Annotated in this window: 30 protein-coding genes; 21 read left to right on the top strand and 9 right to left on the bottom strand. The window is 72.3% G+C overall.

The window, feature by feature from the left end:
- Positions 1-18: 18 nt before the first annotated feature.
- Both ACWC2T_RS02555 and ACWC2T_RS02550 read left to right on the top strand, forming a co-directional pair.
- The gene (locus tag ACWC2T_RS02555) at positions 19-1,026 is read left to right on the top strand and encodes a helix-turn-helix transcriptional regulator (protein WP_450668617.1); all 1,008 of its coding nucleotides are present in this window, start codon (positions 19-21) and stop codon (positions 1,024-1,026) included.
- A gap of 155 nt (positions 1,027-1,181) precedes the next feature.
- Positions 1,182-1,700, top strand: a complete 519-nt coding sequence (locus ACWC2T_RS02550) for a DUF4240 domain-containing protein (protein WP_388753566.1) — start codon at positions 1,182-1,184, stop codon at positions 1,698-1,700.
- 11 nt (positions 1,701-1,711) lie between these two features.
- On the opposite strand, the gene ACWC2T_RS02545 is transcribed toward ACWC2T_RS02550, so the two are convergent.
- Positions 1,712-1,906, bottom strand: a complete 195-nt coding sequence (locus ACWC2T_RS02545; RefSeq protein ID WP_450668716.1) for a hypothetical protein — start codon at positions 1,904-1,906, stop codon at positions 1,712-1,714.
- A gap of 159 nt (positions 1,907-2,065) precedes the next feature.
- On the bottom strand, positions 2,066-2,821 hold the full coding sequence (locus tag ACWC2T_RS02540; protein WP_450668715.1) for a peptidoglycan recognition protein family protein: 756 nt from the start codon (positions 2,819-2,821) through the stop codon (positions 2,066-2,068).
- A 1,365-nt stretch (positions 2,822-4,186) separates the two neighbouring features.
- Here ACWC2T_RS02540 and ACWC2T_RS02535 point away from each other — a divergent pair.
- Positions 4,187-5,371 carry a MarP family serine protease gene (locus ACWC2T_RS02535; protein WP_450668616.1) on the top strand — a complete coding sequence of 395 codons (1,185 nt, stop codon included), beginning with the start codon at positions 4,187-4,189 and terminating at the stop codon, positions 5,369-5,371.
- A 52-nt stretch (positions 5,372-5,423) separates the two neighbouring features.
- On the opposite strand, the gene ACWC2T_RS02530 is transcribed toward ACWC2T_RS02535, so the two are convergent.
- Positions 5,424-5,903: an N-acetyltransferase family protein gene (locus ACWC2T_RS02530; RefSeq protein ID WP_450668615.1), complete on the bottom strand. Its 480-nt coding sequence runs from the start codon at positions 5,901-5,903 to the stop codon at positions 5,424-5,426.
- Between the two features lie 65 nt (positions 5,904-5,968).
- Between ACWC2T_RS02530 and ACWC2T_RS02525 the strand changes: the two genes are divergently transcribed.
- Both ACWC2T_RS02525 and ACWC2T_RS02520 read left to right on the top strand, forming a co-directional pair.
- A complete protein-coding gene (locus ACWC2T_RS02525) occupies positions 5,969-6,862 on the top strand; it encodes a TIGR01777 family oxidoreductase (RefSeq protein ID WP_450668614.1) in 894 nt (297 codons plus the stop codon).
- A gap of 204 nt (positions 6,863-7,066) precedes the next feature.
- Entirely contained in the window at positions 7,067-8,440 is a 1,374-nt protein-coding gene (locus ACWC2T_RS02520) for an NAD(P)/FAD-dependent oxidoreductase (RefSeq protein ID WP_450668613.1), read from the top strand.
- A 112-nt stretch (positions 8,441-8,552) separates the two neighbouring features.
- Here the strand turns inward: ACWC2T_RS02520 and ACWC2T_RS02515 are convergent, their stop codons facing one another.
- Positions 8,553-10,022 (bottom strand): regulator, encoded by a 1,470-nt coding sequence (locus ACWC2T_RS02515; RefSeq protein ID WP_450668612.1) that lies wholly within the window; start codon positions 10,020-10,022, stop codon positions 8,553-8,555.
- Positions 10,023-10,261: 239 nt separating this feature from the next.
- Between ACWC2T_RS02515 and lipB the strand changes: the two genes are divergently transcribed.
- The 4 genes from lipB to ACWC2T_RS02495 all read left to right on the top strand — a co-directional run bounded on the left by lipB (position 10,262) and on the right by ACWC2T_RS02495 (position 13,316).
- Positions 10,262-11,059, top strand: coding sequence for a lipoyl(octanoyl) transferase LipB (gene lipB / locus ACWC2T_RS02510; protein WP_450668611.1), 798 nt, complete (start codon positions 10,262-10,264; stop codon positions 11,057-11,059).
- Positions 11,060-11,178: 119 nt separating this feature from the next.
- Positions 11,179-12,144 (top strand): lipoyl synthase, encoded by a 966-nt coding sequence (lipA, locus tag ACWC2T_RS02505; protein WP_351203710.1) that lies wholly within the window; start codon positions 11,179-11,181, stop codon positions 12,142-12,144.
- Positions 12,145-12,361: 217 nt separating this feature from the next.
- Positions 12,362-12,559: an SCO2195 family GlnR-regulated protein gene (locus ACWC2T_RS02500; protein WP_450668610.1), complete on the top strand. Its 198-nt coding sequence runs from the start codon at positions 12,362-12,364 to the stop codon at positions 12,557-12,559.
- A 67-nt stretch (positions 12,560-12,626) separates the two neighbouring features.
- Complete coding sequence (locus ACWC2T_RS02495) at positions 12,627-13,316, top strand: DUF4191 domain-containing protein (RefSeq protein WP_450668609.1); 690 nt, start codon at positions 12,627-12,629, stop codon at positions 13,314-13,316.
- Positions 13,317-13,322: 6 nt separating this feature from the next.
- On the opposite strand, the gene ACWC2T_RS02490 is transcribed toward ACWC2T_RS02495, so the two are convergent.
- Complete coding sequence (locus ACWC2T_RS02490) at positions 13,323-13,823, bottom strand: flavin reductase family protein (RefSeq protein ID WP_450668608.1); 501 nt, start codon at positions 13,821-13,823, stop codon at positions 13,323-13,325.
- 121 nt (positions 13,824-13,944) lie between these two features.
- Positions 13,945-14,415 carry an RDD family protein gene (locus tag ACWC2T_RS02485; RefSeq protein WP_450668607.1) on the bottom strand — a complete coding sequence of 157 codons (471 nt, stop codon included), beginning with the start codon at positions 14,413-14,415 and terminating at the stop codon, positions 13,945-13,947.
- Between the two features lie 210 nt (positions 14,416-14,625).
- Between ACWC2T_RS02485 and glnA the strand changes: the two genes are divergently transcribed.
- The 4 genes from glnA (at position 14,626) to pspAB (ending at position 18,196) form a co-directional block, all read left to right on the top strand.
- The gene (gene glnA, locus ACWC2T_RS02480) at positions 14,626-16,035 is read left to right on the top strand and encodes a type I glutamate--ammonia ligase (RefSeq protein WP_450668606.1); all 1,410 of its coding nucleotides are present in this window, start codon (positions 14,626-14,628) and stop codon (positions 16,033-16,035) included.
- Positions 16,036-16,243: 208 nt separating this feature from the next.
- Positions 16,244-16,498 carry an SCO2583/SCO2584 N-terminal domain-containing protein gene (locus tag ACWC2T_RS02475; protein WP_450668605.1) on the top strand — a complete coding sequence of 85 codons (255 nt, stop codon included), beginning with the start codon at positions 16,244-16,246 and terminating at the stop codon, positions 16,496-16,498.
- Between the two features lie 161 nt (positions 16,499-16,659).
- Positions 16,660-17,580, top strand: a complete 921-nt coding sequence (gene htpX / locus ACWC2T_RS02470; RefSeq protein WP_450668604.1) for a zinc metalloprotease HtpX — start codon at positions 16,660-16,662, stop codon at positions 17,578-17,580.
- Between the two features lie 31 nt (positions 17,581-17,611).
- Positions 17,612-18,196: a PspA-associated protein PspAB gene (gene pspAB / locus ACWC2T_RS02465; RefSeq protein ID WP_450668603.1), complete on the top strand. Its 585-nt coding sequence runs from the start codon at positions 17,612-17,614 to the stop codon at positions 18,194-18,196.
- Positions 18,197-18,212: 16 nt separating this feature from the next.
- On the opposite strand, the gene ACWC2T_RS02460 is transcribed toward pspAB, so the two are convergent.
- On the bottom strand, positions 18,213-18,491 hold the full coding sequence (locus ACWC2T_RS02460; RefSeq protein ID WP_450668602.1) for a hypothetical protein: 279 nt from the start codon (positions 18,489-18,491) through the stop codon (positions 18,213-18,215).
- Between the two features lie 139 nt (positions 18,492-18,630).
- Here ACWC2T_RS02460 and ACWC2T_RS02455 point away from each other — a divergent pair, with 139 nt between their 5' ends.
- Positions 18,631-20,271 (top strand): alpha/beta fold hydrolase, encoded by a 1,641-nt coding sequence (locus ACWC2T_RS02455; protein WP_450668601.1) that lies wholly within the window; start codon positions 18,631-18,633, stop codon positions 20,269-20,271.
- Between the two features lie 67 nt (positions 20,272-20,338).
- Here the strand turns inward: ACWC2T_RS02455 and ACWC2T_RS02450 are convergent, their stop codons facing one another.
- Entirely contained in the window at positions 20,339-20,653 is a 315-nt protein-coding gene (locus ACWC2T_RS02450) for a hypothetical protein (protein ID WP_450668600.1), read from the bottom strand.
- A gap of 264 nt (positions 20,654-20,917) precedes the next feature.
- On the opposite strand from ACWC2T_RS02450, the gene ACWC2T_RS02445 reads away from it, so the two are divergent.
- The 5 genes from ACWC2T_RS02445 to ACWC2T_RS02425 all read left to right on the top strand — a co-directional run bounded on the left by ACWC2T_RS02445 (position 20,918) and on the right by ACWC2T_RS02425 (position 24,148).
- Positions 20,918-21,280 (top strand): winged helix-turn-helix transcriptional regulator, encoded by a 363-nt coding sequence (locus ACWC2T_RS02445; protein WP_450668599.1) that lies wholly within the window; start codon positions 20,918-20,920, stop codon positions 21,278-21,280.
- 94 nt (positions 21,281-21,374) lie between these two features.
- Positions 21,375-21,950, top strand: coding sequence for a carboxymuconolactone decarboxylase family protein (locus tag ACWC2T_RS02440; protein WP_450668598.1), 576 nt, complete (start codon positions 21,375-21,377; stop codon positions 21,948-21,950).
- Positions 21,943-22,842, top strand: coding sequence for a PhzF family phenazine biosynthesis protein (locus ACWC2T_RS02435; protein WP_450668597.1), 900 nt, complete (start codon positions 21,943-21,945; stop codon positions 22,840-22,842). The genes ACWC2T_RS02440 and ACWC2T_RS02435 overlap by 8 nt, the downstream gene beginning before the upstream one ends.
- Positions 22,843-22,886: 44 nt before the next feature.
- Positions 22,887-23,255 (top strand): arsenate reductase family protein, encoded by a 369-nt coding sequence (locus tag ACWC2T_RS02430; protein ID WP_450668596.1) that lies wholly within the window; start codon positions 22,887-22,889, stop codon positions 23,253-23,255.
- A 119-nt stretch (positions 23,256-23,374) separates the two neighbouring features.
- Positions 23,375-24,148, top strand: coding sequence for a hypothetical protein (locus tag ACWC2T_RS02425; RefSeq protein WP_450668595.1), 774 nt, complete (start codon positions 23,375-23,377; stop codon positions 24,146-24,148).
- A gap of 3 nt (positions 24,149-24,151) precedes the next feature.
- Here ACWC2T_RS02425 and ACWC2T_RS02420 read toward each other — a convergent pair whose 3' ends face one another.
- Positions 24,152-25,009, bottom strand: a complete 858-nt coding sequence (locus ACWC2T_RS02420) for an alpha/beta fold hydrolase (RefSeq protein WP_450668594.1) — start codon at positions 25,007-25,009, stop codon at positions 24,152-24,154.
- Between the two features lie 81 nt (positions 25,010-25,090).
- On the opposite strand from ACWC2T_RS02420, the gene ACWC2T_RS02415 reads away from it, so the two are divergent.
- Positions 25,091-25,573, top strand: coding sequence for a MarR family winged helix-turn-helix transcriptional regulator (locus ACWC2T_RS02415; RefSeq protein WP_450668714.1), 483 nt, complete (start codon positions 25,091-25,093; stop codon positions 25,571-25,573).
- Positions 25,574-25,720: 147 nt separating this feature from the next.
- A complete protein-coding gene (glnII, locus tag ACWC2T_RS02410) occupies positions 25,721-26,752 on the top strand; it encodes a glutamine synthetase (RefSeq protein ID WP_450668593.1) in 1,032 nt (343 codons plus the stop codon).
- Positions 26,753-26,763 lie beyond the last annotated feature (11 nt).

The following is a 26,763-nucleotide window of genomic DNA, read 5'->3' as shown; positions in this document are numbered from 1 at the left end:
CGTTGCATGATGGGCCGTATGCGCGCCGCACGCCTCATCAAGATGGTGCTTCTCCTGCAGTCCCGTCCTTCCATGACCGCCGCCGAGCTGGCCGGCGAGCTGGAGGTGTCCGAGCGGACCGTCACGCGCGACGCCCAGGCGCTGTCGGAGGCGGGCGTGCCCGTGTACGCGGACCGGGGGCGGGCCGGAGGGTACCGGCTGGTCGGCGGGTACCGGACCCGGCTGACGGGGCTGGCCAGGAGCGAGGCGGAGGCGCTGTTCCTGAGCGGGGTGCCGGGGGCGCTCAGGGAGATGGGCCTGGACGACGCGGCCTCGGCGGCCCGGCTGAAGGTGTCGGCCGCCCTGCTGCCCTCGCTGCGGGACGCCCCGGACAGCGCCGCCCGGCGCTTCCATCTGGACGCGCCGGCCTGGTTCCGGGAGCCGGAGACGCCCGCGCTGCTGCCGGCGGTGGCCGAGGCGGTGTGGGACGACCGGCGGATCCGCGCGGTCTACCGGCGCGGGGAGAGCACGGTCGAGCGGGAGCTGGAGCCGTACGGGCTCGTGCTGAAGGCGGGCGTCTGGTACCTGTGCGCGCGGGTGTCCGACGGCCACGGCGACTTCCGGACGTACCGGATCGACCGGTTCGGCGCCGTGGAAGCCCTGGAGGAACGCTTCACCCGTGACCCGGAGTTCGATCTGCCCGGCCACTGGGCCGAGCAGGCCGAGCGGTTCGCGCGCTCGATCCTGCGCGCCGAGGTCGTCGTACGGCTGTCCCCGGAGGGCGTGCGCATGCTGCGGTACGCCGTCGATCCGGTGGCGGCGCGTGAGGCGCTGAGCGGGCCGCTCGAGCCGGACGTGGCCGGCCGGGTGACGGTGACGCTGCCGGTGGAGTCCGAGGAAGTGGCGCACGCCCAGCTGACGGCGCTCGGTGCGGAGGCGGAGGTGCTGGCCCCCGAGAGCCTGCGGGAGCGGTTCGCGCGGGACGCGGCACGGCTGGCCGCGCTGTACGGCGGTCCGCGCCCCCATGGCCGTACGGACACCGGATGACGCCCCGGCCCACGGTACGGACACCGGGTGACGCCCCGGCCCACCGTACGGACACCGGGTGACGCCCCGGTCGTACCGGCGCCGGATAACGATCCGCCGTACTCCGGCGTACTCCGCGTGCGCCCCACCGGTGGAGGCCCGATGCTGGTGCCGTGATGGACGAGACGGAGTTCTGGGAGCTGATCGATGCCGCTCGCGAGGCCGCCGAGGGTGACCCCGAGGAACAGGCCGACGCGCTCGTGGACCGGCTGCTCCAGCTGGACCCCGAGCTGATTCTGGACTTCGCCCGTCACTTCGAGGCCCGCTACAACCGCGCCTACCGCTGGGACCTGTGGGGCGCGGCCTGGGTGCTGCTGGACGGGGCCAGCGACGACGCGTTCGACTTCTTCCGGTGCTGGCTGATCGGCCAGGGCCGGGAGGTCTACGAGGGCGCCCTGCACGATCCCGACTCGCTGGCGGAGCTGCTGGACGAGTTCGACGAGGAGATCGACGGCGACGGTGAGGAGCTGGGGTACGCGGCGGACGAGGCCTACGAGCAGTTGACCGGCACCGTCGCGCCCGAGCTGGGCATCGCGCCGGCGCCCGCCGAACCGGAGGGCTCGCCGGTGGACTTCGAGAACGAGCGTGCGCTCGCCGTACGCTTCCCCCGGCTGTGGGACCGCTTCCGGGAGTAGCCGGCCCCGGCTCAGCCGGCCGTGCGCCTGCGGGTGCTGTCGGCCGGCAGGTAGGCCTGGGTCTGGTCGGCCCGCACCGCGTGGTGCGGCGGCGCGGAGTTGGCCTGGTCGAGGGCGGAGGCGGTGACCGCGGCCGGACCGAGGACGACGGTCGCGGCCGCGCAGAGCACCGCCCAGGGGCCGCGCGCGGCCCGCGTCCAGCGCACCCGCTCCGTGCGCTTGTCCGCGCTCTCGTCCGTGCTCTTGTACGTCCTCTCGTCCGTGCTCTTCACGTGGGTACGACTCCTGTTCATGACCCCCGCCTCCCGTCGGCTTGTGATGTGCACGACCGTAGGGCGCGGGGCTCGGAACGGGCTGCGTGGCGTCTAGGGGATTGCTGTGAGCCGTGCCGTGGTCCGGCCCTGGAGGCGCGCGGCCTGCTCCCTGATCTCGGGGAGGCGGGCGGTGAGGGCGGCACCGGGACAGCTGGTCATGAACCCGGCGTCGTGGCCGGACAGGGCGGGCAGGATGGCGGTGGTGCCGGCCTTGTAGCGGCTGAGGCTGTTGCTGGAGACCAGGCGGACCCCGGCGCGCGGGTCGATGTCCGCGAGGCCGAGTTTCCAGGCGACCAGTGCGGCGATCGCGTCGGTCATGGCCCGTGGCACGGTCGCGCCCTCGGTGAAGGTGCCGAGTGCGGCGATGCCGGCGGTGCGGTGGTTGAAGCCCTGGGTGTGGGCGCCGGTGACGGGCCGGTCGGTACCTCCGGCGCGGCCTTCGTAGATGGTGCCGCAGCGGTCGACGAGGAAGTTGTAGCCGATGTCGTCCCAGTGCCGGGCGCCGGTCTGTCCGGCATACAGGCGGCGGATGATCTCCGGCGCATCGGCGCAGTCGTATGCGCTGGGCGAGTCGGTGTGGTGCAGGAAGACGGCGAGCACCTTGTCGTCGTAGCGCGGCGGCGGCTGGACGCGCCCGGCGGCCCCCAGCCAGACGGTGCGGGGCACGATGCGTGGGCGGGGGGCGCGGTGAGCGGCCGCGTTACGGGCCGGGACGGGACCGGCGAGGCGGTCCGCAGCGGGGCGCTCGGCACCACGGGCGCACAGCGTCAGCACGAGCACGGCCACCAGCCCGGGCAGAACCACCAGCGCACGGGATATCCGCCGCCCGGACCGACGCCGCGGCAACGGCGCCGGCTCCGGCCTCTCCGGCGGCCGTGGGGTCCCTGGCAGGTCAGACGGCCGGGGTCGCTCCGGCCTCTCCGGCGGCCGTGGGGTCCCTGGCAGGTCAGACGGCCGGGGTCGCTCCGGTCTCTCCGGCGGCCGTGGGGTCCCTGGCAGGTCCGAGGACCGCGGTGGCCCCAGCGGCTCCGGCCGATCCGACGGCTCCGGTGGCTCCGGCATCCCGGGGGTCTGCAGGGCCTGCGAAGTGCCAGGGGTTCCGGAGATCTCCGGCACGTCCGACGGCCTCGATGGCCCCGACTGGTCCGACTGTGCCAGTGGCTCCGAGATGCCGGGGGTGCACAGGGCCTCCGAAGTGCCGGGTGTTCCGGACGCCTCGGGAGTCTGCGAGATCCGGGAGGTCGGCGGCGTGGGCGAAGTCCCGGGCGTCTCCGGTGCTGTCGTTGGCTGCTGCGCCCGGCGGGCTCTCCGGCATGCCGGGGGTATGACGAGTCCTGTGAGTCTCCAGGGTCCCGGAGCCTTCCGGCGCGCGGACAGCTCCGGCGTCTCCGGAGCTCCCCACGTCTCCGACGGCCCCGTCCCCGAGGTTTCCGGCTGCCCCAGGGTCTCAGGCCCCGGGCTCCCGGACGCTACCCGTACCTCCGGACTCCCCGAGGGGGCCTCTGCCACCGGAGCCCCGGAAGCGACCGGTGCCACCGGAGCCCCCAAGGTGAACCCCGCCTCCGGGCTCCCCGAGGTGACCCGTACCTCCGGACTCCCCGAGGGGGCCCCTTCCTCCGGAGCCCCGGAAGCGACCGGTGCCACCGGAGCCCCCGAGGCGGCCTCTGCCTCCCGACTCCCCGAGGCGACCCGTGCCCCAGGCTTCCCCGAGGCAACCCGTACCTCCGGACTCCCCGAGTCACCCCGTACCTCCGGACTCCCCGAGTCACCCCCTGCCTCCCGACTCCCCGAGGCACCCCCCGCCTCCGGGCTCGCGGAGGTGGCTCGTGTCCCCGGGCTCCCTGTGGTGGGCCAGGCCTGCGGGGTTTCCGTGGCGGTCTGTGTGTTCGGCTTCGTGTGCATTCCCTGCATCCGCGATGCCCCCGGCCTGAGACGGTGCCAGGGGGTCTGCAGTCTTCTTCGGACGGCGTGCATGAGCCCACTCTCGGGCGGTCGGGTCGTGCCCGCGATGTGCGCTCTGCCACCTGGCGGAACCATCATCACGGTCCGGGACGTTTCTGGGGGTACACACATACGTGGCCGGTTCGCCCTCCGGCGGCCGTGCCGTGCGTGGGTGACTGATCATCGGACCCCTCCCGTCCGTACTGAGGGGTCCGAGAGAAAGGCGGCTCCGTGGACCTGCTCGACCTGGTGCTTGTGCTGGTGATCCTCGTCTATGCGGCGTCCGGTTACCGGCGGGGGCTGGTGGCCGGCTGTGTCTCGCTGGCCGGGTTCGTCGGCGGTGCCGTCGTCGGCGTGTGGGTGCTGCCCTGGGTGACCGGCCTGGTGGAGCGCGGTACGGCGCAGGCGACGGCGCTCGCGGTGGTGACGGTGCTGGTGCCCGCGGTGGTGGGGCACGAACTGGCGGGCCGGCTGGCGCTGCGGCTGCGCGGGGAGCTGGACCGGGGCCCGCTGCGGGTGCTGGACGGGCTGGGGGGCGCCGCGGCGAACTCGGTGGCGGTGCTGATCGTGGCCTGGGTGGCGGCGAGCGTGCTGGGCGCCGCCCCGTCGCAGACGCTGAACACGGCGATACGGAACTCGACGCTGCTCGGCGCGGTGCAGGACGCGATGCCGGACACCACGCCCGCGTGGTTCTCGCGGGCCACGTCGGCGCTGACCGAGGCGGGTTTCCCGCAGGTCTTCAACCCGTTCGAGAACGAGTCCACGGCGCGGGTCGCCCGGCCCTCGGGTGACAGCGTCACCCCGGCCGCGACGAGCGCCGCCAAGCTCAGCACGGTGAAGATCGAGGGCGTCTCGGGCAACGAGGGCCGGGAGGGCAGCGGTTTCGTCTATGCCGCGCGGCATGTGATGACCAACGCGCATGTGGTGGCGGGCATCGACCACCCGAGCGTGCGGGTCGGCGGCGTCGGGCAGTCGTACGCGGCCCGGGTGGTGCTCTTCGACCCCGGCCGGGACGTGGCGGTGCTGTATGTGCCCGGGCTGCGCGCCCCCGTGCTGCACTTCGACACCAGCGCGGCACGCGGGGAGGCGGCGGTGGTCGCGGGCTATCCGCAGGACGGCGGCCTGAACCTGCAGGCGGCGACGGTGGCGAGCCGGGTGCAGGCGACCGGGCAGAACATCTACAACGACGCCGCGGTCACCCGGGACATCTACTCGATCCGCTCCACGGTCCGGCCGGGCAACTCCGGCGGCCCGCTGCTCACCACGGACGGCAAGGTGTTCGGGGTGGTCTTCGCGCGCTCCACCTCGGACGCCGAGACGGGGTATGCGCTGACGGCGGACGAGGTGGCGGGCGACGCCCAGCGCGCGGCCACGGCGACGGCAGCGGTGGACACCGGCCAGCTGGTCAGCTCCTAGCCGCTCCTGGCACCCACAGCCCGGCCGGCCGGCTCCCAGTACCCCACAGCTGTCACAGCTTCCGGCCCATGAGCACGTCGTCGACGTACGTGCCGTCGAGGAGGAACTCCTCCGGCTGCACCCCCTCGACGGTGAACCCCTCGGACTCGTACAGCGCCCGGGCCGGGGCGTTGTGCCCGAGCACGCGCAGACTCAGCCGGCGCGCCCCGCGCCCGCGCGCCGCGTCGACGGCGGCCCGGATCAGGGCGCGCCCGAGGCCCAGCCCGCGCGCCTCCTCCGCGACGACGAGCCCCTGGATCTGCAGGACGTGCGCGTTGGAGGCGAGCGGGGTCGGGCGGCAGATGCGGACATAGCCGACGACCCGCCCGTCGGCCTCGGCGACCAGGTAGTCCTCCGGGACGTGGCGCTCGTCGAAGAACGGGCCCTGGGGCGGGGGTCCCACGGCGTGCAGGGTGGACCAGGTGGCCCGGTCCAGCACGGCCAGTTCCTCTTCGTCGGCGGGCGCGGCGAGGCGTATGTACGGCTCCGGCATGACGATCACCCTACGGCGGGCCGCCGGTGCGCCTCACGGGGATTTCCGGCGGGCATGCTGGGGTCATGGAGCGTATGCGCATCGCGGTGGCCGGGGCGTCCGGGCTGATCGGCAGCGCCCTGGTGCGGTCCCTGACCGCGGACGGGCACGAGGTGGTACGGCTGGTGCGCCGGGCGGCCGCGGCCCCGGACGAGGTCTGCTGGGATCCCGAGGGCCAGTACGTGGACGCGGCGGGGCTGACCGGCTGTGCCGCCGTGGTGAATCTGGCCGGGGCCGGGATCGCCGACCGGCGCTGGACGCCGTCGTACAAGCGGCTGCTGCGGGACAGCCGGGTGCTGGGCACGGCCGCGCTGGCGGAGGCGGTGGCCGCGCTGCCCGAGCCGCCGCGGGTCTTCGTCAGCGGCAGTGCGATCGGCATCTACGGCGACACCGGCGACCGGGCGGTGGACGAGGACGCCCCGCCGGGCGACGGTTTCCTGCCCTCGCTGTGCGTGGAGTGGGAGGAGGCGGCGGCGCCCGCGCAGGAGGCGGGGGTGCGGACGGTGTTCCTGCGCACGGGGCTGGTGGTGGCGCGGGGCGGCGGGGCCTGGGGGCGGCTGTTCCCGCTGTTCCGGGCGGGGCTCGGGGGGCGGCTGGGCGACGGGCGGCAGTACTGGTCGTACATCGCGCTGCATGACGAGGTCGCCGCGATCCGCCGCCTCATCGACGACGAGGCCCTGTCCGGGCCGTTCAACCTGACGGCGCCGCAGCCGCTGACGAACCGTGAGATCACGGCGGCGATGTCCCGCGTCCTGCACCGCCCGGCCCCGTTCGCGGTACCGGCACCGGTGCTGCGGGCCGTGCTGGGCGAAATGGCGGGGGACGTGCTGGGCAGCCAACGGGTGGTGCCGAAGCGGTTGTTGGAGTCCGGGTTCCGGTTCGCGTTCCCCGGTATCGAGGAGGCGATCCGGGCGGCCTGACCCAGCGGCCGAGGCGGCCCGTCATACGCAAGGGATGTCCTGCGACCTCTTGTGACCGTATGCGACCTCCATGCGACTGTGCCCTGTTGATGCGCGACTGTTTGTGACCGATCACGGCCCTAACCTCGACGCGAACTCGGGTATCCCTGGAGCCAGTTGGGGGCATGACGTCTCCACCGGCCGCGCAACCACAGGAGGGGCCTCGTGCTTGAGCCCGCGTACCAGGTGGACGTCGTCATCGTGGGAGCCGGAATCGCCGGACTCTCGGCGGCTCATCGGCTGACCAGCGCAGGAATCTCGACCGCAGTCCTCGAGGCCGCCCCCTACGTCGGCGGCCGCATGTCGACGGAGAAGGTCGACGGCTTCCGGCTGGACCGCATCGGACAGCTGTTGTCCACGTCCTACCCCGAACTCCGCACGACCCCGGGCCTGGACTCCCTGGTCCTGCGCACCTTCGCACCGGGAGTCCTGCTGCACCGCGACGGACGCACCCAGCGCGCGGGCGCACCGGCGACCGGCGGGAGCGCAAGGGGCGCACGGGGCGCACTCCATGCGGTGCGCGCTCTCGCGAGCGCCCCCAGGGGGCCGGCGGCCGCCCCCGGCCGGGCCGGTGCGCCGGTGGGCGGCGCGGTCGACCAGGCCCGGCTCGGCGCCGCGCTGGCCCGGATCGCCGCCACCCCGGTCGAGCGCATCCTGGCCCGCCCCGAGCTGCCCGCCCGGCAGGCCCTCGCCCAGCGCGGGATGCCGCCGCGCACGGTCGACGGCTTCCTGCGCCCCCTGCTCGCCACCCTGCTGTGCGACCCGGAGCTGACCACCTCCAGCCGGTGCGCCGATCTCGCGCTGCGCGCCTTCGCGAGCGGCCGGCTGTGCGTACCGGAGGGCGGCGCGGACGTGCTGCCGGAGCTGCTGGCACGGGCGCTGCCGCCGGGCACCGTGCACACCGGGGTGCGGGTCACCTCGGTGTCCACGACCTCGGTGGCCACCGCCGAGCACGGCGAGATCCGCTGCCGGGCGGTGCTGCTGGCGACCGACGCGCGAGCGGCGGCGGAGCTGCTGCCGGGCCTCAGGGTGCCCGGCTTCCACCCGGTGACCACGGTCCACCACACCACCGATGATCCGGCGGCCGCCTTCCCGACCGGCACCTCACTGCTGCTGGACGCCGACCGTGGCGGGCCGGTGGCGCACACGGCGGTGCTCAGCAACGTGGACCCGAGCAGGGCGCCGGTCGGCCGGGTACTGATCTCCTCCACGGTGCTCGGGGCTCCGCCCGAGGGCGTCGACACCGCCGTCCGCATCCACCTCTCCCGCCTGTACGGCACCTCGACGCGCCGCTGGGAGACGCTGGCCGTCCACCACACCCCGGAGGCGGTCCCGGCGATGCGTCCACCCCACGACCTGCGCCGCCCGGTACGGCTCCTCGCCGGCCTCTACGTCTGCGGCGACCACCGCGACACCAGCACGGTCCAGGGCGCCCTGCACTCCGCGCACCGGGCCACGGCGGCGATCCTGACCGACCTGGGCGCGGCGGGTTCGCTGAATCGCTCGGATCCGGCACCTACTCTGCCAAGGGCGGCGTAAGGCGCCCCGAAGGGGCGCGGGGCCGTATCGATATGCGGCTCCGCCGCGTGAGCGCGACAAGCCACGACAGCGCGAAACCGAACAGACAACCGCAAGGCAGAACGGCGAGTAGCTACCCCAACGCCGCCACCTTCTCCCGATACCCCCGCACCGGCGCCGCATCCCGATAAGGCTCCAGTCGCCGTTCGAAATCCCGCACGTACTCGATCGCGCGAGCGCTCCGCATCTCCGCGGCCTGCCCGGCGGCCTCCGCGGCCAGCGCGCACGCCTGGTCGAGTTCGCCGAGGCCGAGGCGGGCCGTGGCGAGGACGACGCGGCAGAAGAGCCGGCTGCGGGCGTAGGAGGGCGCGCGGAGCTGGAGCGAGCGTTCGGCGTGCTGGGCGGCCGCCCGGAACTGCTGCAGATCCCGGTGGCAGTGCCCGAACTCGTCGGCGAGCTGCGCCTCGTCGAAGAACGTGGCCCAGTACGGCACCTCGTCCCCGGGCCGGGCCGCCTCCAGGGCGCGTTCGGCCCGCACGAGCGCCGCCGTGCACGCCCGCACCTCACCGAGCACGCCGTGCGCCCTCGCCTCGGAGGCGTGCAGCAGCGCCTGCACGACCGGCGGTCCACCGGTCCCCGCGCCCTGCTGGGCGACCCGGGCCAGCTGTACGGCCTCCCTGCCGTGGCCGAGATAGACGGCCTGGCGGCTCATGGTGACCAGGACGTAGGAGCCGTACGCCCGGTCGCCGGCCGCCTGGGCGAGCCGCAGGGCCTGCACGAAGTAGCGCTGGGCGAGTCCGTGCGCGGCGATGTCGTACGAGGTCCAGCCCGCCAGGCGGGTGAGGTCGGCGGCGGCACCGAAGAGGCGGCGGCCGGTCTGCTCGTCGTAGGAGCCGCGGAGCATCGGCTCGCACTCGTGCTCCAGGTAGCGCACCAGGGCCTGCCGGGCGTGGCCGCCGCCGTACCGGTCGTCGAGGGTGCGGAACAGCTCGCCGACCGAGCGCAGCGCGTTGATGTCGCCGTTGGTGACCTTGTTGCCGGGGGCGCGCTCGGCCTGCCCGCGCGCCCGGGGCGGGAGGGCGAGCGCCGGCCGGCCCTGGGGCTTGGCCGGGGCGGGGCGGCCCTGGGCGGGCACCCGGGGTGCCGGTTCGCGGGCCACCTTGTCGTCGGCCTTGCCGATCAGCCAGTCCCGGCTGGGCACCACGAGCCCCGCCGGGGTGAACGCGATCTTGCGCAGCTCGGCGTGGCTGCCGGAGTCCTTGCGCCACAGCCCGCTGACGATGTCGACGGCCTCCTCCGGGGTGGCCGCGAACTCCAGCCCGGCGTACACCGGCGCGCAGGCGTCCAGGCCGAGATCCTGGGCCGTGAGCCGACGCCCGAGGCGGCGCGTGAAGACCTCGGCGATCAGGGCGGGGGTCGTGCCCCTGGGCTGCTGTCCGCGCAGCCAGCGGGTGACCGAGGTCTTGTCGTATCTCAGGTCCAGCCCGTGCTCCAGGCCGAGCTGGTCGACGCGACGGGCCAGACCCGCGTTGGAGAACCCAGCTTCTGCGATGAGCGCGGCGAGCTGGCGGTTGGGGGTGCGCTGCGCGGGTCGGTCCGTCATCTGCGGTGCGGTCTCCTGCCTTCCGGGCCTGTGAACTGCCCGGTCTGCCTCTGAGCAGCCCTTATGGCCACCCGAACGGCGCGAATGTAGCGGAGAGTGAGCAGGCGATCGCACATTCCGCCCGGCATTCATCCGATCGTGTGAGAAACGCCCGCAGGGCTGACGTACGCCGGTCGGACGTACAGTGGCGTGGGCGCTTTACGTGCCTGACACACCGGTCGCTGAGGGAGGCGCTTGCCGTGAGTGAGTTGCGGTTCGTCCGCATGGGGTTCGGTGCGGATGCCGTCGATTACCAGGAGGCCTGGGACGAGCAGCGCCGGGTGCACGCAGCCCGGTTCGCCGACGAGGTCCCGGACACCGTGCTCCTCCTGGAGCACCCCCCGGTGTACACGGCCGGCCGGCGTACCGAGGACAGCGAGCGCCCGCTGGACGGCACCCCGGTCATCGACGTGGACCGCGGCGGCAAGATCACCTGGCACGGCCCCGGCCAGCTGGTGGGCTACCCGATCCAGAAGCTCCCCCGCCCGGTGGACGTGGTCGCGCACGTACGGCGCCTGGAGGAGGCGCTGATCCGCACCTGCGCCGAGTTCGGCCTGCAGACCACCCGGGTCGAGGGCCGCAGCGGCGTGTGGGTGCTCGGCGACCCGATCGAGCAGCGGCCGGCGCTCGGCGGGCTGGCCCTGGACTTCGACCCGCGGATGAGCGACCCGGAGTTCGACCCCCGGCTCAACGGCCCCGAGTACGCCCCGTCCAACGCGGGCCAGCGCCGCGAGGACCGCAAGATCGCCGCGATCGGCATCCGGGTCGCCAAGGGCGTCACGATGCACGGCTTCGCCCTCAACGTGAACCCCGACAACAAGTGGTTCGACCGGATCATCCCGTGCGGCATCCGGGACGCGGGGGTCGCCTCCCTCGCGGGCGAGCTGGGCCGGGACGTCACCATCGAGGAGGTCCTGCCGGTGGCCGAGAAACACCTGAAGGACATCCTGGAGAACGCGGACCTCAAGCCGCGGGTGATCGAGAAGGCGACCGCCTGAGCCGTCGGCCGTCCGGGGGAATGCACCCTGCGAGCGCGAGGTTGATCTCGTCGGCAGGGCGCAATGAACACGGGCGTACCCTTGTGTACGCCGAAGAATCGAAGCTACAGGGAGCCGACGTGTCCGCAGTCGCACCCGACGGACGCAAGATGCTGCGCCTGGAGGTCCGCAACAGCCAGACCCCCATCGAGCGCAAGCCCGAGTGGATCAAGACCCGGGCGAAAATGGGTCCCGAGTACACGAAGATGCAGAACCTCGTGAAGAGCGAGGGCCTGCACACGGTCTGCCAGGAAGCCGGCTGCCCGAACATCTACGAGTGCTGGGAGGACCGCGAGGCGACCTTCCTCATCGGCGGCGACCAGTGCACCCGGCGCTGTGACTTCTGCCAGATCGACACCGGCAAGCCCGAGGCCCTCGACCGGGACGAGCCGCGCCGCGTGGGCGAGTCGGTCGTCACGATGGACCTGAACTACGCCACCATCACCGGCGTCGCCCGCGACGACCTGGAGGACGGCGGCGCCTGGCTGTACGCGGAGACGGTCCGGCAGATCCATCAGCAGACCGCCGGCCGGGAGGGCGGCCGTACGAAGGTCGAACTCCTCGCCCCCGACTTCAACGCGGTCCCCGAGCAACTCGCCGAGGTCTTCTCCGCCCGGCCCGAGGTCTTCGCGCACAACGTCGAGACGGTCCCCCGGATCTTCAAGCGGATCCGCCCCGGCTTCCGCTACGAGCGCTCCCTGAAGGTCATCACCGAGGCCCGCGACTACGGCCTGGTGACCAAGTCCAACCTGATCCTCGGCATGGGCGAGACCCGCGAGGAGGTCAGCGAGGCACTGCAGCAGCTGCACGACGCCGGCTGCGAGCTGGTCACCATCACCCAGTACCTGCGCCCCTCCGTCCGGCACCACCCCGTCGAGCGCTGGGTGAAGCCGCAGGAGTTCGTGGAGCTGAAGGAGGAGGCCGAGCAGATCGGCTTCTCCGGTGTGATGTCGGGTCCGCTGGTCCGGTCGTCGTACCGGGCCGGGCGCCTGTACCAGATGGCCGTCGAGAAGCGCGGCACCTACGTGGCCACGCAGGCTGTGTGAATTCGCGCACAAGCACTTACTGGCCAGTAATGGCCGAGTCGACGCGGTCCTGACCGTCCTCGCTGATGAGGGCGGGCGTCAGGGCCGCGTCGGCGTTTCAGCGCTCCGCATCAAGGCTTCATTGGCGTTTGACCGGTCGGACACGCCCTGGTAACACCAATCAGTGACTCTGGTATCACGCCTCGTACACCATCCGATCCGAGGGGAGACCTCGATCATGCAGGCCGCGCCCGTACGCGCCACCGTCATCCCGTCCTTCACCGATGCTCTCCGCGCCGTCGAGTCCCTGCTCATGAGCGGCGGTCAGCGCACCGCCCGGCGCAACGCGTGGACCTCCGTGCTGGAGGACCGCCGGCGCGCCAAGGACCGGGTCGAGGCGCAGCGCGTCCTGGAGCAGGCCGCCGGCCGCTCCTGAGTCACAGGTCCCCGCGCACCGGGCACTGCCGTCGTCCGCACTCCCGGGGCCACGTAGACTTCGTGACATGGCGAGGAAGGAAACCGCGGCGGACGCCGCGAACGCAGGGCGACTGAAGCAGATCGCTCTCACCTACAAGATGACCCGCAAGGTCGACAAGAAGATCGGTCTTGTGCTCGGGGCCGTCGGCATCGGCACCCTCGCTGTCTTCCTTGTGATCGGCTTCTTGCTCGGCCACCCGGTCTACCTGGGCATCTTCGGCCTGCTGATCGGTCTGCTGGCGGCGGCGATCGTGTTCGGCCGCCGGGCCGAGCGCGCCGCCTTCGGCCAGATGGAGGGCCAGCCGGGCGCCGCGGCCGCCGTGCTGGACAACATCGGCCGCGGCTGGACCACGACTCCGGCGGTGGCGATGAACCGCAGCCAGGACGTGGTGCACCGGGCGGTCGGCAAGGCCGGCATCGTGCTGGTCGCCGAGGGCAACCCCAACCGGGTGAAGAGCCTGCTGGCCGCCGAGAAGAAGAAGATGAACCGGATCGTCGCGGACGTGCCGGTGCACGACGTGATCGTCGGCAACGGCGAGGGCCAGGTCGAGCTGAAGAAGCTGCGCACGACCCTGCTGAAGTTCCCGCGCGTACTCACCGGCCCCCAGGTGACGGCCACCAACGACCGCCTGCGGGCCATGGGCGACCTGATGAGCAACATGCCGCTGCCAAAGGGGCCCATGCCCAGGGGCATGCGGATGCCGAAGGGGCGCTGAGCTCCCTCAGTTCAGCGACCGGAACCGCCGCTCGCAGTAGACCATCGGCGAACCCTCGCCCAGCCGTACTCCCGTTACCCGGCCGATCAGGATCGTGTGATCCCCGGCCGGGTAACGCGCGTATGCGGCACAGTCCAGCTGTACGGGCGCCTGCCGCACCGTCGGCAGCCCGGAGGGGCTCGGCTGCAGGAGGGCGTCGGAGAACTTGTCCGCGCCCTTCGTGGCGAACAGCAGGGCCAGCGGCTGGTGCTCCGGGGCGAGCACGCTCACCGCGAAGTGGTCGCACCGCGCGAAGACCGCCGCCGAGTCGGCCGTCTCCGCGAGACACACCAGGACCAGCGGTGGCTCCAGGGAGACGGAACAGAAGGAGCTCGCCGTGAAGCCGCGCGGGGTGCCGTCCTCGCAGCGGGCGGTCACCACCACCACGCCCGACGGAAAGCGGGCCATGGCGTCCCGGAACTCCTCGGGCGTCACCTCGGCCGCGATCACATCCTGCGCATCGGTCATACGGCGACGATGCCGTCGGGGGATGTACCGGGCAACCGGATGGGGGCATCTGGAGCATTGCCGGGTGCGGGTCCGTCGTGGCCTGTCGCGCAGGTCCCCACGAAGGCGCAGCCGAAAAGGGTCAGACCCGTACTTCCACGGTCTTCGCCAGCCGGTCGTGCAGGCCGCGCCCGTCCCGGTCCCAGATCAGCGCCGGGATCGCGAGGCACAACAGGACCGTGCGGAGCAGCGACCGCAGCGGGTTGACCGTGCCGGTCTCCAGGGCCACCACCCGGATGCCGAAGAGCCGCTTGCCCGGGGTGAAGCCGATCGTGCCCACGGTCAGCACGCTCATGACGAAGAAGACGCCGAGCGCCCAGTTACTCGTGGCAGGGACCTTGTAGCCACCCGTGATCAAGCTGTATGCGATCAGGACACTCAGGCCCCAGTCCACCGCCAGCGCGCCGAGCCGCCGGCCCGGCCGGGCGACGGAGTTCGGCCCCTCCTCGGGGAGCCCGAGCTGCTCACCCCGGTAGCCGAAGTCCGCACCGGCCTCCTCCATGGCCGCGCGGGGCCCGGAGAGCCACGATCCGAGTGCTTGCCTGTTGTCCACCCGTCCACGGTACTGGGCCCGGTTCCGGGCACTGCGCCGAGGGGTGTGCCGGGGCTACGGTGGACAGGTGGCCGGTTAACTTCTGCGAAACAAATGGGTCACGCCCGAGAAATCACCCGTCCCTAGGGTCATGACCAGCGTGTGCCACCGCACTGGCCGCACGAACGATCTACCACCCCGGCGAGGACGGTCGGGAGTAGGAGGAGCTGGATGTTCCAGAACGCCGACGAGGCCAAGAAGTTCATCGCGGACGAGGACGTCAAGTTCGTCGACGTCCGCTTCTGCGACCTGCCGGGCGTCATGCAGCACTTCACGGTGCCCGTTGAGGCGTTCGACCCGGACGAGGAGCTCGCCTTCGACGGATCGTCGATCCGTGGTTTCCAGGCCATCCACGAGTCCGACATGGCCCTGCGCGCGGACCTGTCCACCGCCCGTGTGGACCCGTTCCGCCGGGACAAGACGCTCAACATCAACTTCTTCATCCACGACCCGATCACGGGCGAGCAGTACTCCCGTGACCCGCGCAACGTGGCGAAGAAGGCCGAGGCGTACCTGGCGTCGACCGGTATCGCCGACACCGCCTACTTCGGCCCCGAGGCCGAGTTCTACGTCTTCGACAGCGTGCGTTTCGCCACCTCGGCGAACGAGTCCTTCTACCACATCGACTCCGAGGCGGGCGCCTGGAACACCGGTGCCCTGGAGGACAACCGTGGTTACAAGGTCCGCTACAAGGGCGGCTACTTCCCGGTCCCGCCGGTCGACCACTTCGCCGACCTGCGCGCCGAGATCTCCCTGGAGCTGGAGAAGGCCGGCCTGAAGGTCGAGCGCCAGCACCACGAGGTGGGCACCGCCGGGCAGGCGGAGATCAACTACAAGTTCAACACCCTGCTGGCCGCCGCCGACGACCTGCAGTTGTTCAAGTACATCGTGAAGAACGTGGCCTGGCGCAACGGCAAGACCGCGACCTTCATGCCGAAGCCGATCTTCGGCGACAACGGCTCGGGCATGCACGTGCACCAGTCGCTGTGGAGCAACGGCGACCCGCTGTTCTACGACGAGGCCGGTTACGCGGGCCTGTCGGACACCGCCCGCTACTACATCGGCGGCATCCTCAGGCACGCCCCGTCGCTGCTGGCCTTCACCAACCCGACGGTGAACTCGTACCACCGTCTGGTCCCGGGCTTCGAGGCGCCGATCAACCTGGTGTACTCGCAGCGCAACCGCTCCGCGGCCATGCGTATCCCGATCACCGGCTCCAACCCGAAGGCCAAGCGCGTCGAGTTCCGCGCGCCCGACTCCTCCGGCAACCCGTACCTGGCGTTCTCCGCCCTGCTGCTGGCGGGCCTGGACGGCATCAAGAACAAGATCGAGCCGGCCGAGCCGATCGACAAGGACCTGTACGAGCTGGCTCCCGAGGAGCACGCGAACGTCGCCCAGGTCCCGACCTCGCTGCCGGCCGTTCTCGACTCGCTCGAGGCCGACCACGAGTTCCTCCTCCAGGGCGACGTCTTCACGCCGGACCTGATCGAGACGTGGATCGACTTCAAGCGCACCAACGAGATCGCGCCGCTGCAGCTGCGTCCGCACCCGCACGAGTTCGAGCTGTACTTCGACGTGTGACAGACGGTCCCTGCGGGCCAGTCCCCTGCGGATCGGTCCCCTGCGGATGAGGAAGGCCCCCCGGCTCAGCCGGGGGGCCTTCCCCGTGCCCCCGGCCCGTGCGCCGCGCCCGCCCCGCCGCCCGGTGCAACTTTTCCCGCTTCACAGACTTCCTATTGTCGGGGGATCATCCCTCCTGACCGTGCCGGACGAGAGAGGTTGAACGGGGATGACGGAACAGGACGACTGGGAGCGGGAGTTCGATCACCGCTGGGCGAATTCCGCCGAGCACAAGGAGCCCTCGGCCCGGGCCCGGATGCTGGCCGCGCGCTGGAAGGAGAACCCGCCGAATCCGGCGCCCTTCCGCGCCGACCCGGAACCGGTGACGCGCCGGACGTCATGGGCGTCGACGGCCGTGGTCATCGGCTGCGTGATCGTGGTCATGGTGCTGATCGGGCTGGTGCAGTTCGGCTCCTCCTACTAGGACGGTCGTACCCGGCGCGCGGGAACCGGGGACGCTCAGCGACAGCCGGCCGACTCACAGATACGTTTTGCTGCTCCTAGGGCCCTTCAGGACCTGTTCATGGGGGTCGGCTGGTGCACACTGGACAGCGGGACGAGTGCCTGACTGCGGGGTGATGCAAGATGCAGAGCCGCTTCCGGAGCGACCGACGGCTGACCGTGCGCATGGGTCTGACGATGTTCCTGCTCGGTCTGCTGTACGTGGGCTTCGTTGCCGCGCTGATCGCGCTGCTGAGGTCCTGGGTGCTGGTCGTCGTGGTGGTCGGGGCGATGTTCGTGGCGCAGTTCTGGTTCTCCGACCGGATCGCCATGTTCGCGATGCACGGCCGGGTGGTGGAGCGGGAGGAGTATCCCGAGCTGCACGCGGTGGTCGACCGGCTGTGCGGACTCGCGGACATGCCCAAACCGGTGGTCGCCGTGTCCGACATGGACATGCCGAATGCGTTCGCGACCGGCCGCAATCCCGACCATGCCGTGGTCTGCGTGACCACGGGGCTGCTACGGCGGCTGGAGCCGGCCGAGCTGGAGGGCGTGCTGGCGCACGAGCTGTCGCACGTGGCGCACAAGGACGTCGCCGTGATCACGATCGCGTCCTTCCTCGGTGTGCTGGCGGGCCTGATCGTGCGGTTCGCCTTCTACTCCCAGCTCTTCGGCGGCGGCCGCAGGGACCAGAACACCGCCGTCGCCTTCGCCGCGATCATGGGCGTCTCCGCGGCGGTGTACGCGATCAGCTTCCTGCTGATCCGGGCACTGTCCCGGTACCGGGAGCTGGCGGCCGACCGTGCGGCCGCCCATCTCACCGGCCGCCCGTCGGCCCTCGCCTCGGCGCTCACCAAGGTCACCGGGGACATCGCCCGGATCCCGACCGAGGACCTGCGCACCGCCCAGGCCTTCAACGCCTTCTACTTCACCCCGGCGACCGGCAAGGAGCCGGGCATCGAGCGGTACTTCTCCACGCACCCGACCCTGGAGCAGCGGCTGGAACAGCTGGGCCGGATCTCGGCGGAGCTGGGCGAGGCCGCCACCCCGGGCGGAGCGAGCTGAACACATGGCACTACGGAAGGCGGGCTGAGCGTTGGGGCTGCTGGACATCCTGCTGGGCCGTACGAAACCGGTCGCGCCCGATCTCGACCAGCTCTTCGCGCTGCCTTCGGCGGCCGTGACCCTTCAGGCCGCGGCCGGTTTCACACCGACCGGGACCGGCGCGGTGTGCTTCGCCACGGTGGAGGGCGCGGCCTTCGAGCAGACCCACCGGGAGGTGCAGGCGCTGCTGGACGCGGACACCGACCGCAGCGGCCCGCCGGTGGAGCTGCGGCGGGACGGCTACGGCTACTCCTGGCTGGTGTCCGCGCGCGGCCCCGAGCAGCTGCCGGAGCTGGTCAACGACCTGCACGCGGTGAACAGCGCGATGGAGATCAACGGCTTCGGCCCGCAGCTGCTGTGCTCCCTGGCCGCCTTCACGGACGACGGCGGCCGCAGGCTGGCGCTGGTCTACCTCTACAAGCGGGGCACCTTCTACCCCTTCGCCCCGCTGCCCGGCAGCGCCGAGCGGCGGGACAACGCGCTGGAGCTCCAGGTGAAGGCGACGCTCGCGAACGACCTCAGGATCGAGCAGGACCTCGGCCGCTGGTTCCCGGTGTGGGGCGCCCCCGGCCTGTGACCGGGGACGCCGTGGCTCACCTGCTCTTCTCGCGCTCCTGCCGGCGGGTCTCGAAGGGGCGCTCCCTGCGGTAGCGGCGCTCCCACTTCGCCAGCCGGTCCCGGCGCTCGCGGTAGGCGCGGTAGCTCTCCGGCGTCGGCGGGGTGCCCGCGCCGGCGGGTGGTGGTGTGCCGGGGGAACCACGTCCGTGCGTCGCGTACAGATACAGCAGTGCGACGGCGGCGAGCCACCACAGATGGTTTCCGATTCCGAGGATCACCAGGACGACGGTCCCGGTTGCGACGATGCCACGCATGACGGACCTCCTCCGTGGGGCGCGGGTGGCTGGGGTGGAGTGTGTCGGCTTCGTGCCGTTTGTTCAGCGTAGGGACGCGGTGGCGGCGACCGCATCCCGTTTTCGGCCGGGCGCGGGCCCGCCGTGAGTGAATGGCCTCATGAGCGAACTCACCCCATTCACCCACGACTTCGACGGCGAACGCCTTCACGGCCTGACCGCGGGAGCACCAGGCCGGGCCACGGCCGTACTGCTGCACGGCGCGGGTGCCGGCAGCAAGCAGCGCCTGCTGCCCCTGCTCACGGAGTTCGCCGAGCACGGCTGCCACGCGCTGGCGTTCGACTTCACCGGCCATGGCGAGAGCACCGGATCCCTAGCGGAGCTCAGCCTGCGTCGGCGGTTCGAGCAGGCGGTGGCGGTGGTCGACGCGCACACACCGGCTCAGGGTCCGCTCGTCCTGGTCGGCTTCAGTATGAGCGGGCAGACGGTGGCCGATCTCGTACGGCACTACGGCCCGCGGGTGGCGGCCGTCGGGCTGTGCGCACCCGCCGTGTACGCCTCCGAGGCCTGGGAGGTGCCGTTCGGAGACAGCCGGGGCCGGTTCAGCGGGATCATCCGCACCCCGGACAGCTGGCGGGCCTCGCCCGCCCTGGAGGCGTTCCGGGCGTACGAGGGCCGGGCGGTGCTGGCGGTCCCGGGCACCGACGCGGTCATCCCGCCGGCCGTGACCGAGGCCGTACAGGACGCGCTGTCGACTCGCGCCCAGTACACGCGCTTCGAACTCCCGGAGGCCGAGCACCGGTTGGGGCTGTGGTTCCGCGACCACGCCGAGGACCGGCGGGAGTTCGTGACGGCGCTGGTGAGCGGGCTCGACGGGGAGCGGGGGTGGGCCGCGACCCGGGGCTGGGTGGCCAAGCAGGTGCCCGCCGGCCGTACCGTCACGGGCACCCGGATGCTCCAGGGCGGCTGGTCGTCGCAGATGCGCGGGCTCGTCCTCGACGACGGGGAGGAACTGGTGCTGCGCAGCTTCGTGAAGCCCTTCTTCCGGCGGCACGCGCCCGCTCTGCTGTCCCGGGAGGCGGCGGTCCTCGCACTGCTCGCCGGCGAGGCGGACGTCCCGGCGCCGGCCCTGGTCGCCGTGGACGCGACTGCCGAGCACTGCGACCATCCGTCCCTGCTGATGACCCGGCTGCCGGGCCGGGTCCTGGTGGACGGCGGGGACCGGGCCGCCCTGGGCCACCGGCTCGACCTCCTGGCGGCCCAACTGGTCCGGATCCACGCGGTGGTTCCGGACGACCGCCCGCGTGCGTACGAGGCGTGGACCTCGCCCGAGCACGTCCGCGTCCCGGCCGGGGACCTGTGGGAGCGCGCCCTGGACGCGCTCCGCCGGGACCCGCCGCCGTACCGGGGGCGCTTCCTGCACCGGGACTACCACCCGGGGAACGTGCTCTTCACGGGCGCGGGCGACGAACTGCGGATCAGCGGGGTCGTGGACTGGGTGGAGACCTCCTGGGGCCCGGCCGACCTGGACGTGGCGCACTGCTCGACCGCGCTGGCCCTGCTGCACGGCCCGGAGCACGGGCTGGCCTTCCGGGACCGGTACGAGCGGCAGGGCGGGCACGGCCTGGCCGACGGCCGGGACCATCTGTACTGGCGGCTGCTGGACGCCCTCCACTACGCGTCCGGCGCGGAGAAACTGGCCGGACCGTGGCGCGGGCTCGGCCGTACGGATCTGACCCCGGAGGTGCTGGGCGCGCGCATGGAGGCGTATGTGCGCGGGCTGCTGGAGCGGTACGGCTGAGAGATCCCGCACACCGCTGCGGCGCCGGGTACCCCCGAGGAACGCGCGGGGGTACCCGGGGCCGGTGTCAGCGGCTGTAGCGCATGAACGCCCGGACCATGCGGCACGTGGTGTCGGACGGCGGGCGCATGCCGATCTCCTCCGCCGTGCTGCGGATCGTGTCGTCGCGGGCCTGGGCCGGGAGGTAGATGCCGGAGTCGAGCAGGGCTATGGCCAGGCGCATGGCCTTCAGGCGGCGGTTGTGGGCGACGTACCACTCGCGCGGCCGTCCGGCCGGCAGCGGCCGCTTCGCCCGGGGCACGTAGGGCGAGTCGAACAGCACGGGATGCTGGGCGGTGGACTGGGTCGGCGACGGCTTGGGCTTCAGGGCGGCAGCGGGCACGGGCATCCTCCTGTCGCGGTCGGGCACCGGCCGGACAGCCCGGCGATGCCCTCGAACGCTGCTTCCAGTCTACTGCCGGCCACTGACAACGGGGGGACTGCGAGTCCTGCCAAATCCCCAGCTCAGCATGGAAACTGGCGCCGTGTCACACCAGTTCCCGAAGTGGCGGGTGAGCCGGCATCAATTCGAACACGCCGCAGTGCGGCGACCGATGCTAGCGTTTCGGAAACAGACACATCGCCACGGATTGCACGGACGGACGGCATGACGGCACCCAGGCCCGGACGACCGGTCCGGGGATCGGCCACGGGCCGCCCCCTGATGGCGGCACTCGACCTGTTCGGACGGCGCTGGACCCTGCGCATCCTCTGGGAGCTGCACGCGGGACCCATCGGCTTCCGCACCCTGCAGCAGCGCTGCGACGGCATGTCCTCCAGCGTGCTGCGCCAGCGGCTCCGCGAACTGACCGAGGCGGGACTCGTCACCCAGCAGGACGGCACGGAATACGGCCTCACACCACTCGGCACGGAGGCCCACTCCGCCCTGCGCCCCCTCGTGCGCTGGTCGAGCCGATGGGCGGAAACGCTCACCGGGTCCACGGAGAAGCATCCGGGCGCCGGCGACTGAACCCCCTCCGCTCCGCTCGCCGTCCACACCCCCTTGCGCTTCTGAATTCGAAGCGCAACGATGTTTCGGAAATCGAAGCAGGAGGTGTTGTCGCATGCCCCGCATCGAACCACTCGCCCCTCCCTATCCCGACCCCGTCGACCGGGCGCTGCGCCGCTGGATGCCGCCCGGCGTCGCGCGGGAGCCGATCGCCCTGTTCCGGGTGCTGCACCGCAATCCCGAGCTCGCCTCGCGGATGTTCGCCCTGGGCGCCGGGCTGCTGGGCCATGGGCTGCTGCCCGCCCTCGACCGCGAGATCGTCATCGCCCGGGTCACCGCGCGCGCCGGATGCGCCTACGAGTGGGGCGTACACGCCGCCGCCTTCGCCGCACAGGTCGGCCTCGGTCCGGACCGGCTCCGGGCGACCACCCGGCCCGACCCCGCGGCCGGTGCCGCGTGGACGCCGCGCCACCGGGCCCTGCTCGACGCCGTCGACGAACTGCACGACACCGCCCACCTCTCCCCCTCGGCCTGGGACGGCCTGCGTGCCCACTACGACGACTCCCGGCTGCTGGAGTTCCTCGTCCTGGTGGGCTGGTACCGGACCATCAGCCAGGTCGCCAACTCCCTTCTGCTGGAGCCGGAGAGCTGGGCCCCCGGGTTCCCGGCCGACGGACGCCCGGATGCCTGACGACGACATGTCCGGCGGCGACGCCCTCACCGCGACGATCGTGCACGCGTGCGTACGGGACGGCGTCGGCGGCAGCCCCACCGCGGTACTGGCGGACACCGGCCTGGACGACGCCGCCCGGCAGGCCGTGCCGGGCCTGGCGGGCACGTCCCACGCGGTCTTCGTCGGCACGCGGGACACCGGTCCCGGCGGCCCCGAGGTCACCCTGCGCTTCTTCACCGCCACCGGGGAACTGCCGGCCTGCGGCCACGGCACGGTCGCCGCACTGGCATGCCTGGCCGAACGCGCCGGAGGCGTGGAGTACCGGGCCACCCTCCGCACCCGGGAACGCGTCTTCACCGGGCAGACGGTCCGCACGAACGGCCGCCTCGACGCGGAGTTCACCCTGGGCCCCGTCGGCCTGCGCGCACCCGGGCCCGGCGAACCGGAGCCCGTCCTAGACGCCCTGGGCATCGCCGTACGGGCGCTGTCCGGCCCGCTCCGGGTGGCCTCGGTGGGCCGGCCACGGCTGCTCGTCCCCGTAGCCACCCGGTCCCGCCTCGCCGCACTGGCACCGGACGTCGACCTGCTGCGCTCGGCCTGCGACCGCAGCGGGCTGCTGGGCTGCTACGTGTACACGGAGCCGACGGCCGGGGGGCGCCTCGCGGCCCGGATGTTCGCGCCGTCGATCGGCGTGGCCGAGGACATCGCGAACGCCAACAGCACCGGCTGTCTCGCCGCCCATCTCGCCGGCCGGGGCCTTGCCGGCATCACCGCCGACCTGGGGGACGCCATCGGCTCCCCGGCCACCGTCACCGCGACCGTACGGCCTCGGTCCGGGCGGACGGCCGTACCGCAGGTGCGGGTGGGAGGCACCGCGGTCGTCGCGGACACGGTCCGGCTCCGGGAGTGACCTGTGCCGCCGGGCGGCGGCGGGGCTTCGCTACCGTGTCCGGCATGGAAATCTGGATCAATCCGGCCTGCTCCAAGTGCCGCAGCGCCATCAGCTTGCTCGACGCCGAGGGGGCCGAGTACACCGTCCGCCGCTACCTGGAGGACGTGCCGAGCAAGGACGAGATCAGGGCCGTGCTGGAGCGGCTGAACCTGGAGCCGTGGGACATCACCCGGACCGGCGAGGCGGTCGCCAAGGAGCTGGGGCTCAAGGACTGGCCGCGGGACGACGACTCCCGGGACCGGTGGATCGCCGCGCTCTCCGAGCACCCCAAGCTCATCCAGCGGCCGATCATCACCGCCGACGACGGAACGGCCCTGGTCGCCCGCTCGGAGGACGCGGTACGGGAGGCCCTGGACCACAGCAAGAGCTGAGCCGTGCTCAACTCCCCTGTGATACACGACACTTCACCGACCTCCACAACCGCTGAGTAACCCCGTTCGGTATCTCGTACATAGCGGCGTACGCTCCCCTACCTCTCCAGGAGGCGCGCATGTCGCGTAGGCGCACGCTCAGTACGAAGAAGAAGCTCGCGGTGCTCGTCAGTGCCGCGGCGGTGGCCGGCGGCGGGGCCTTCGCGCTGGCCACGACGTCCAACGCGGCCCAGCCCGCGCAGGGCGCGAAGACCCTGTCGGCCGCGGACAACTCGACCGTCTGCCAGGGGCTGGCCACGGCCCACGGGAACAACGACCGGTTCATCGCGGACCAGAAGGCGCACCCGGACGCGCAGTCGGCGGCCCGGATCGCCAACCGCGAGGCGGTCATCAAACAGATCGAGGTCCAGCAGAAGGCGGCCGGTTGCACGGTTGGGGAGTCGGCTCAGGGCTCCCAGACCGGGCAGCAGGCGGGTCAGCAGGGCTCCGGCCAGCAGAGCGCAGGGCAGCAGGGCGCCGGCCAACAGGGCGCGGGTCAGCAGGGTGCCGGTCAACAGGCCGGACAGGGCGCGGGGCAGCAGAGCGCGCAGCCCTCGCAGTCCGCCGCCGCGGGGAACAACGGCGGTGGCGCCGCCGCGGCCTCCGGTCAGCAGGTCTGCAACGGCTCCACGGTCACGCTCTCCGGTGAGGCCGGCGCCCCGGCCGCCTCCAGCAACCAGTTCCCGGCCGGGACCACGCTGAAGGTCACCAACCTGGACAACAACAAGTCCACGACGGTGAAGGTGACCTCGGTCTCCGGCAGCTGTGTGCTCCTCAACAACGCGGCCTTCGAACAGGTCCGGGAACCCGGCAAGTTCCTCATCCGCCACGCCCGGATCGAGAAGGTGGGGTGAGGCTCAGGGACCGCACAGGAACTCGGTGAGGCGGCGGGCCAGGGCGGCGGGTGCCGCCTGCGGCAGCGCGTGGTGCGAGACGTCCGGCAGTACGGCGGTCTCCACGCGCGGCAGCAGCGCCTCGGCCCTGGCAGCCACCTCAGCGGGGTCATGGGTCCTGCTGTTCGCGGCCACGAGCAGCAGGACCCGCACGTCCAGGGACCGCAGCGCCTGTGCCGCCGGGCGCGGGCCGGTCACCGGCTTCGCGGCCGGGAAGCCGGCCGCCGCCTCCTGGAGCGCGAGCCAGTCCCGGTCCAGAGGTGCTCCCCCGGCCTCCCACTCCAGGAAGGCGCGGACCCGGCGGGGCGCGGGCCGCAGCAGCATCGGCAGGGCGCGGAACAGATACGCCGCCTTGAACCCGGCGAAACACTGGGTCGGGTCCAGGAGGAACAGGCGGCGTGTCCGGTCGGGGGCGCGCAGGGCGTAGTGCAGGGCGATCCAGCCGCCGTACGAGTGCCCGCCCAGGTCGGCCGAGGTGACGCCCAGGCCGTCCAGCACCGCGTCCAGCCAGAGCGTCAGGTCGGCGACCGCACGGGGGTGGCGGTCGCCGGCCGGGACGCTCAGGCCCGGCGCGCCGATCACGTCGACCGCGTGCACCCGGCGCACCCGGGCCAGCTCCGCGACCTGGGCGTACCAGGACAGCGAGGTGGCTCCGCCGCCGCCCGGCAGCAGGAGCAGCGGGGGCGCGTCGCGGGGGCCGCAGGTGTTGACGCGGGTGTCGCCGAAGGGCGTGGCGACGGTCAGCGCCTCCCGTTCGGCGGGCCACGCGGCCAGAAGTCTGTCGTACGCAACCCGGAAGGCCCCGCTGTCGTATCCCGCCACGGCACTGCCCCCTATTATCTCGTTGAGCGAGACATTCGCTCAACGAGATAATAGCTTCGGAGGTCCTGCGTGCAGCCCGACATGGAGATCGTCCACCTCCTGCGTGCCGTCGCCGTCGAACTCGGCCTGCACAGCGCCCGGTTCGCGCAGGCGAACGGCATGCACCCCACGGACGTACGCGCCCTCATCGCGCTCATGGACGCCCGGCGGTCCGGCGAGGAGCTGACCGCCGGGCGGCTCGGGGCCCTGCTCGGGCTCAACTCGGCGGGGACGACCGCTCTGCTGGACCGACTGGAGCGGGCCGGCCACGTCCGGCGGGTGCGCGGCACGACCGACCGGCGGAAGGTCGTGGTGGAGGTGACGGAGGATGCCGTGGACCTCGGACAGGCCTCCTTCGGGCCGCTGATCGAGCGGACGCTGGAGCTGCTGCGCGGCTACGACGACCACCAGCGGGCCGCGATCCGGGACTTCCTCGACGGGGTGCGGCAGGTCGCGGCGGAGGGGGTCCATACCCCGCCCGCCGAGACCTCACAACATGAGCCGGGACACAGAACGACCAGGTAACACGGGGTTCACACAAGAGCAATGGCCGGGAAACCGCCTGTTGACAGGCTGCGCGGCAGATCGACGCGGCGCCCCGGTGCCGTAGCGCCGCAGCACCCCGCAGCACCCGCACCGAGTGCGCCCGACCACCCCGAAGGAAGTGGCCCCGTGACCTTCAAGGCCGAGTACATCTGGATCGACGGCACCGCGCCTACGGCCAAGCTCCGTTCCAAGACGAAGATCATCACGGGTGCCCCGGCCGGTCTCGACGCGCTGCCCATCTGGGGCTTCGACGGCTCCTCCACCAACCAGGCCGAGGGCCACGCCTCCGACCGTGTGCTCAAGCCGGTCTTCAGCTGCCCGGACCCGATCCGCGGCGGCGACGACGTCCTGGTGCTGTGCGAGGTCCTCAACACGGACATGACCCCGCACGCCTCCAACACGCGGGCCGCGCTGACCGAGGTCGCCGAGCGGTTCGCCGCGCAGGAACCGGTCTTCGGCATCGAGCAGGAGTACACCTTCTTCGACGGCTCCCGCCCGCTCGGCTTCCCCGAGGGCGGTTTCCCGGCCCCGCAGGGCGGCTACTACTGCGGTGTCGGCGCCGACGAGATCTTCGGCCGTGACATCGTCGAGGCCCACCTGGAGAACTGCCTGAAGGCCGGTCTCGGCATCTCGGGCATCAACGCCGAGGTCATGCCGGGCCAGTGGGAGTTCCAGGTCGGCCCGCTCGCCCCGCTGGAGGTCTCCGACCAGCTGTGGGTGGCCCGCTGGCTGCTCTACCGCACCGCCGAGGACTTCGGCATCTCCGCGACCCTCGACCCCAAGCCGGTCAAGGGCGACTGGAACGGCGCGGGCGCGCACACCAACTTCTCCACCAAGGCCATGCGCGAGGGCTACGACGCGATCATCACCGCGTGCGAGTCGCTCGGCGAGGGCTCCAAGCCGCTGGACCACGTCAAGAACTACGGCGCCGGCATCGACGAGCGCCTGACGGGTCTGCACGAGACCGCCCCGTGGGACAAGTTCTCCTACGGCGTCTCCGACCGCGGCGCCTCGGTCCGCATCCCGTGGCAGGTCGAGAAGGACGGCAAGGGCTACATCGAGGACCGCCGCCCGAACGCCAACGTCGACCCGTACGTGGTGACCCGCCTGCTGGTGGACACCTGCTGCACCGCGCTGGAGAAGGCCGGCCAGGTCTGATCCGTCCCGCT

The organism is Streptomyces sp. NPDC001393 (genome assembly GCF_053597455.1).
The sequence above is the reverse complement of the archived record's forward strand: the minus strand, read 5'-3'. Positions and strand labels throughout refer to the sequence as shown.